Annotated in this window: 5 protein-coding genes; 2 read left to right on the forward strand and 3 right to left on the reverse strand. The window is 50.0% G+C overall.

The genetic code is table 11. The features are described from left to right. Positions 1 to 21: 21 nt before the first annotated feature. Both parC and KDK17_RS07015 read right to left on the reverse strand, forming a co-directional pair. Positions 22 to 2289 carry a DNA topoisomerase IV subunit A gene (gene parC, locus KDK17_RS07010; protein WP_257287693.1) on the reverse strand — a complete coding sequence of 756 codons (2268 nt, stop codon included), beginning with the start codon at positions 2287 to 2289 and terminating at the stop codon, positions 22 to 24. Between the two features lie 92 nt (positions 2290 to 2381). Further along, positions 2382 to 3071 (reverse strand): endonuclease, encoded by a 690-nt coding sequence (locus KDK17_RS07015; protein ID WP_368736441.1) that lies wholly within the window; start codon positions 3069 to 3071, stop codon positions 2382 to 2384. A 144-nt stretch (positions 3072 to 3215) separates the two neighbouring features. On the opposite strand from KDK17_RS07015, the gene KDK17_RS07020 reads away from it, so the two are divergent. Continuing rightward, positions 3216 to 4349, forward strand: a complete 1134-nt coding sequence (locus KDK17_RS07020) for a glycerate kinase (RefSeq protein WP_257281842.1) — start codon at positions 3216 to 3218, stop codon at positions 4347 to 4349. 91 nt (positions 4350 to 4440) lie between these two features. On the opposite strand, the gene KDK17_RS07025 is transcribed toward KDK17_RS07020, so the two are convergent. After that, positions 4441 to 4659, reverse strand: coding sequence for a hypothetical protein (locus tag KDK17_RS07025; RefSeq protein WP_257287694.1), 219 nt, complete (start codon positions 4657 to 4659; stop codon positions 4441 to 4443). Between the two features lie 320 nt (positions 4660 to 4979). Between KDK17_RS07025 and KDK17_RS07030 the strand changes: the two genes are divergently transcribed. After that, positions 4980 to 6548, forward strand: coding sequence for an FAD-dependent oxidoreductase (locus KDK17_RS07030; protein ID WP_257281840.1), 1569 nt, complete (start codon positions 4980 to 4982; stop codon positions 6546 to 6548). Positions 6549 to 6773 lie beyond the last annotated feature (225 nt).

Here is a 6773-nt window from a genome sequence, read left to right on the forward strand (position 1 = left end):
CGAGTTGCCCATTCTTCGGGCTTAGCTCTCTTCTTTTTCGTTTGCCCGTATAACCTCAAAACTATCCACTTTCTGGAAGCCACGGGGAAGTTTGTTACCCCTGCGGCCTCTCTCTCCGTGATAATGCACAATGTCTGCCGATTTCAACGTCACATGACGCTTGCCTGAGTACAGAACCAGAGCGTCGCTCGAGTTCATTATCGCCAGATGAACCATCAACTCGATTCGGTCCGATGCCCGTGCCGAAGGAATATTAATGATCTTGTTGCCCTTACCTCTTGCCAGCTTCGGCAATTCGGAAAGCGGGAAGACCAGCATGCGTCCCTCGTTGGTGATGGCTGCCAGCACCTGATCTTCTGCCGTTACCGGTACGGGCGACATAACCTGGGAATACTTGGGCAGAGTCAGCAGAGCCTTACCGGCCTTGTTCTTGCTGACCATATCGGAATGCTGAACAACAAAACCATAACCGGCATCGCTGGCCAGCAAGTAACAATCATTACTGTCGCCTATACACAGCCCTTCAAAGGTTGCTCCGGAAGGAGGGTTGACGCGTCCTGTCAGTGGCTCACCCTGGCCCCGTGCAGAGGGAAGAGTATGAGTTTGAATAGAATAAGCGCGACCAGTGGAGTCTATAAAGATTGAAGACTGGTTACTCTTGCCCTTGGCAGACAATCGATACTTGTCTCCTGACTTATAGTTGAGACTGGCAGGATCAACCTCATGACCTTTGGCACAACGCACCCAACCCTTCTCAGACAGCACGACAGTCACTGGATCAGATGTCATCAGATCCGTTTCAGACAGTGCCTGGGCCTCCTGACGAACCTTAAGAGGTGAACGACGGTCATCACCAAATTCCTCAGCATCGGCCTTGATCTCTTTTTTGACCAGGGTTTTCAGTCGACGCTCGGAGCTGAGGGTCAGCTCAAGGTTCTTGCGCTCGTTTTCCAACTCTTCCTGTTCAGCACGGATTTTGATCTCTTCCAGTTTGGCTAACTGACGCAGTTTGATTTCCAGAATGGCATCCGCTTGAACCTCAGAGAGACCAAACCGGGTCATTATGACTTCTTTCGGCTTGTCTTCATTGCGGATAATTTCGATGACTTCATCAATGTTCAGGAAGGCTGCCAGCAACCCCTCAAGAATATGAAGCCGGGCCAGCACTTTATCGAGGCGGTGTTGCAGGCGACGTCTGACGGTATCGGTTCTCCAGACCAGCCACTCCTTCAGCAGGGTATCCAGAGCTTTGACCTGGGGCTTACCGTCGACACCGATCATATTCATGTTGACCCGGTAGGTCTTCTCAAGATCGGTCGTGGCAAACAGATGGTTCATCAAACCATCCACATCGATACGATTGGAACGGGGAACGATCACCAGTCGGGTAGGATTCTCATGGTCTGATTCGTCCCTCAGGTCTGCCACCATGGGTAACTTCTTGGCTTGCATCTGGGCGGCCACCTGCTCCAGAATTTTCGCCCCGGAAGCCTGATAGGGAAGCGCTGCGACAATGATCTCTCCACTGTCCTGCTGGTAGACGGCTCTCATTCTCAAAGAACCTCGCCCTTGCTCGTAGATCTTAAGAATTTCTTCGCGGGGGGTAATAATTTCAGCTTCGGTGGGGAAGTCCGGTCCCAGAACATGCTCAACCAGCTCGGCAGTGCCTGAGCCCGGATGATCCAACAGATGAATACAGGCGTTTGCGACTTCTCTCAGGTTATGAGGAGGGATGTCCGTCGCCATACCCACGGCGATACCAGTGGTGCCGTTCAGCAGCAGATTGGGTAATCGGGCGGGCAAGATCGATGGTTCTTCCAGTGTTCCATCGAAGTTAGCTACCCAGTCCACTGTGCCCTGCCCCAGCTCACCGAGCAGGACGTCAGAATAGCGAGTCAGCCTGGACTCGGTATACCGCATCGCAGCAAACGATTTGGGATCATCCGGCGACCCCCAGTTTCCCTGGCCATCTACCAGCGGGTAGCGGTATGAGAAGGGCTGAGCCATCAATACCATGGCCTCGTAACAGGCAGAGTCGCCATGGGGATGAAATTTACCCAGAACATCACCCACCGTACGGGCTGATTTTTTAAACTTGGCGGTATTTTTCAGCCCCAGCTCGCTCATGGCATAAACAATACGGCGCTGTACTGGCTTCAGGCCATCGCCAATGTGGGGCAGGGCCCGATCCAGAATGACATACATGGAGTAATTCAGGTATGCGCTTTCTGTGTAGGCTCTCAGTGACTGTCGCTCTACGCCATCATCGCCGATGAAGGTCTGTTCCATTCTTAATAAACCTTGGGAGCTTTAAAAGTGAGCTAATCGGACATGATAATACCTCGATTGCTGATAGGACAGTCGAATACGCTGATTCATCCCTATGGCTGCTCTGAAATGTATGGATTTCCCCAGCCCTGAACCGCGGCAATACGAGCATTACGCTCAACTTCCCAGGCTGTTTCTGGATAGAGTCGATCCCAGGCTTCATAGAGCTTTCTCTGACTTTTGCTGAGTCTGAAGGCGTAACGGTTTGCCATATAGAGATAGATTCGGGCAATCTGGCCTCGTTGTGTTAACGGCGGTTGTGCTTTTTGCTGCTTGAAATTGACTTTAAAGTCACACTGACCATACATGTCAGGTGTATCTTGAAGAAAGCCGAAGCGGTAGTTGGATCGATCGCCATTCACTTCTCCGACTGCAGGAACCAGGTTGTGGAGATCCGATTCCATTTTGCGAAAATCGGGATTCTTGCCACAGCTTTTACGACCTCCCTCCTGCCAGCACTGCAGCTGATGACCAAATTCCCAGGCTGGTACCACATGCTCCCACTCAATTCTTGAAGCTCGGTTTGGCTGTTTTCGTACCTCATATCCGCAGGATTCAAGATCAGGCACCAGTTTCTTGCCCTGCACGGTTATATCGCAGCCGCAATAAAAACTGGTGAGGTGATTGGAATAGATTTTTACTGCTTCCCGCTTGGCCTGAGAAAAGCTGGTGAGTGCAGACCAGACAGAAAAAGGAAAGCTGGCAGCGCAGAAGAAAACCAGTAAACGAGAAACAATGGACACGAATCAGACCCGAACATAAAAGACTCAGGCTGATTTTATTAAAATTTGGCTCTATGGTTCCATATTTGTTTTCAACACGTCGCTGACGCGTACCATACATTTACGGCATCATAAAGATCGCCTGACACGGAAGAGTGAAGACCGATGAAAATAGTCATTGCCCCCGATTCCTTCAAAGAATGCCTGACCGCCGCCCAGGTCGCCTCAGCGATCGAAACCGGCTTTAAGGAAATTCTTCCTGATGCTCAGTATGTCAAAGTACCCGTCGCCGACGGTGGCGAGGGAACACTTCAGTCACTGATTGATGCCACGGATGGTCATTTTATAAAAGTGCCTGTCACAGGCCCTTTGGGCCATCAGGTTCAGGCTGAATTTGGCGTACTGGGTGACGGCGCAACGGCGGTCATCGAGATGGCCAGGGCTTCCGGGCTGGAGCTGGTCAGTCCTGATCAGCGTGACCCGATGATTGCAACCACAGCGGGAACTGGAGAACTGATCCTTAGTGCGTTGGATAGAGGTGTTAAAAAAATAATCGTCGGGATTGGTGGCAGTGCAACCAATGATGGCGGTGCCGGTATGATGCAGGCTCTGGGGGTTCGGTTATTAAGCGACGATGGTAAAGAGTTGCCTTACGGTGGAGAACCGTTACAAAGCCTCGGCAGCATCGATACCTCCAACATGGATCAGCGCCTGCAATCGGTTGAAATCATCGCTGCCTGTGACGTTGATAACCCTCTGACCGGTAACAATGGAGCTTCTGCTGTTTTTGGCCCGCAAAAGGGTGCTACACATGAAATGGTGGAAGCTCTGGATCAGTCCCTTGGGCATTATGCCCGGATTATGGAACGCGATCTGGGTGTCTCTGTCCGTGACGTGCCCGGTGCCGGAGCGGCCGGTGGCATGGGGGCGGCATTACTGGGTTTTCTCAATGCCCGGCTTGAGCCCGGTATTGAAATTGTCATGGATGCTGTTGGTCTGGCTGAAAAGGTCAAAGGGGCCAATCTGGTCATTACGGGTGAAGGTCGTATAGATGGCCAGACTGCTCAGGGTAAAACCCCTGTGGGTGTTGCTCGTATCGCCAAATCATTGGATCTTCCGGTGGTGGCATTGGCTGGTTCAGTTGGGCAGGGTGCAGACGCCGTGTATGCTCAGGGAATCGATGCCCTGTTTCCTGTGGTGCATGGAGCTGTCAGTCTTGAAAAGGCATTGATGAAAGGAGAAGAGAATCTGATCAGGGCTGCCAGAAATCTGGCCGTAGCTTTGACGATGAAACTTTAAAAACGTTTAAGAGCCAAAGGTTTTAGGGGCGGATACCAGACAAAGTCTATTTGCAGGCTCACGGCCCCTTGACGACATCTCTTGGGAGCAATCATTTTTTAACCGGTACCAATATCTCGGATAAATGACAGCTCAACATACCTGCGACAAAAACAGTCAAAGCAACACCCGCACCTGACTGCGCTGACGCCCAGAGAGAATTCTCCTGCAAAACATAGTAATACGCTGTGCCAATAAACAGCCAAAGCCACCAGAAACCCAGTGAAGCAATAGCGGCGACTTTCAGCAGTGCCGACAATGCAATTCTCATCTTGGTCTTTTCCTCGTTTTTGTTAAGCATTAAAACTGTCAGCTGTAAGACTAGCTCCGGGAGTCGCAATGAGGCATCAGGGTTTAACGCAGTCTTTGGCTTTTAATCCTGACCGCTTGGCGGAAAAAGGCTTAAATTTTGGCAGCGGTATTCACAAATTAAAAATCTGCTCTATTTTTTACCCATCAGCCTGAGTAAGTCATTGCTCAGGTACTTCAGGAACCCCGGCCGCTGAATCAGAATCAGGCAGGTAAAAGAATAACAAAAGTTAAAAGAAATATACCCCGCAATGAGCTGCTTATTGCTGAACACTTTTTTAAATGAAATATAAAAATATCAACAAGTTGACAGTCTGCCTGCTGCTCACCCTATTCCTCAGTCCGACACTCAGGGCGCTTACGCCTTCTGTTGTGGTCGTAGGTGGAGGTCCTGCAGCCATGACAGCCGCCCAGACGATTGCAAGATTCAACCCATCAGTCACGATACGGGTGATAAAAAGTCATAAAAGCCAGGGTCAGCTTGAAGGAGCGGGTACCATTGAAAACTGGCCCGGAAGCCTGACAATCAAGGGGTCAAGCCTGCAAAAGTTGATGGAAGACAAGGCAAGCAGCAATCCTAATGTTCAAATCATTGAAGATCATATTGTTGAAACTCAACTGAAGGGAACCCTGAAGGTCTTACAAGGTGAGCGTTCTGCCTATTATGCGACCCTTGTCATATTGGCATCGGGGGCAAAGCCCAACCTGCCGACGATTCTGGAGCCCTACAAAGGTAATGGGGTATTTACCTGTACCGACTGTGACGGTCCCAGGTTTGCAGAAAAAGATGTTCTGGTGGTGGGTGGAGGAGCCTCAGCCATTGAACAAGCTATCAGCTTGCTCAGCCTCAATGCCAATAAGGTCCATCTTGCTGTACAAGGCAGTAGCTTCAAGGCAGAAAGTATCATGATTGATCTTCTCTACAATGCACTGGAGAGAAGAAAGAAGGCTCTTTTTCTCTATTTCGAACATAATCTGGAGTCCATTTACATCAATCAGAATGGCTTGCTCAATGCCAGTACATTGAGTTTTGAGGGCGGCAGGCGCAGGCTGAGTCTTCCTGTTTCAGGTGTATTCTCAGCCATTGGGCAGAAGCCTCAATCCGGTATCTACCCTGATATTTGTCTGAATAACAAGGACTATATCCAACGCTATGATTTCAACCAAACTCCATGGTCTCAGCCCTTGATGAAGAGCAACATGCTCACACTCGGTTCTGTTGATAGCCCCTTTGTTACTCTCCTGATGGCTGCGGCCAGGGGAACAACCTCTGCCCAGTGGCTGAATAAAACGGTGACAAAAAGTGTTTGGTCGAAAAGGAGGGTCGCTATCCTTGGCGCAGGGATTGGGGGGAAAACCGCTGCTTTATACGCCAGCCGATCCGGGTTTGATGTTGTTCTCATTGATACCCGAAACAGAAAGCCGTTGAAAAGCTTCTGGCCAGTCCCTGACACTGAATCCAGCCTGCTTATAAGTCTGGATAAGCAGCTCCTCAGGTTATCCGTTTCTACAATAACGGCAGATACCATTACCTTGATGCCTCTGGAAAATCTCTACCGCGTTCAGGCTGATAACCGTTCCATCATGGTGGACGGCGTCATTGCCAATACACTGGAATACTCGCCGGAGGATCTGGGAATTGGCTCAATAGCGCCCGAGAGTCTGGATAACGAATACCGTTGGAGCCACACCTGTCAGAGCGGCGTTTTGACTGCAGGGGATGTTGCTGTCCATCACGATCTACCCAGACAAGCTATAACGGCCTCTTATTCTGGCTATCTTGCCGGCCTGAGGGCACTGGAGGAAATCCTGATGATGGAAGCGCAGGAAGCACTTCTCAATAGACCCTGAGCAACAAGCATCCAGCCTGTTCATTATTTGTTGTGGAGAAAGGCAAAGAAAATGCATGGGTGGGCGGCATTTTTGTTAGTTGTGCTTAACGACATGTTATGAACTTTCATCCTTAAAGCGACTCTATGTAACCGCATTAATTTTGAATTTTCTTTCTAATCGAGAACAAATACTCACTTCGAAGATTCCGAGCATGAATAGACTAGAAAATAACGGCACCGTCGG

Source organism: Endozoicomonas sp. SESOKO2 (assembly GCF_024606245.1).
Taxonomy (GTDB): domain Bacteria; phylum Pseudomonadota; class Gammaproteobacteria; order Pseudomonadales; family Endozoicomonadaceae; genus Endozoicomonas_A.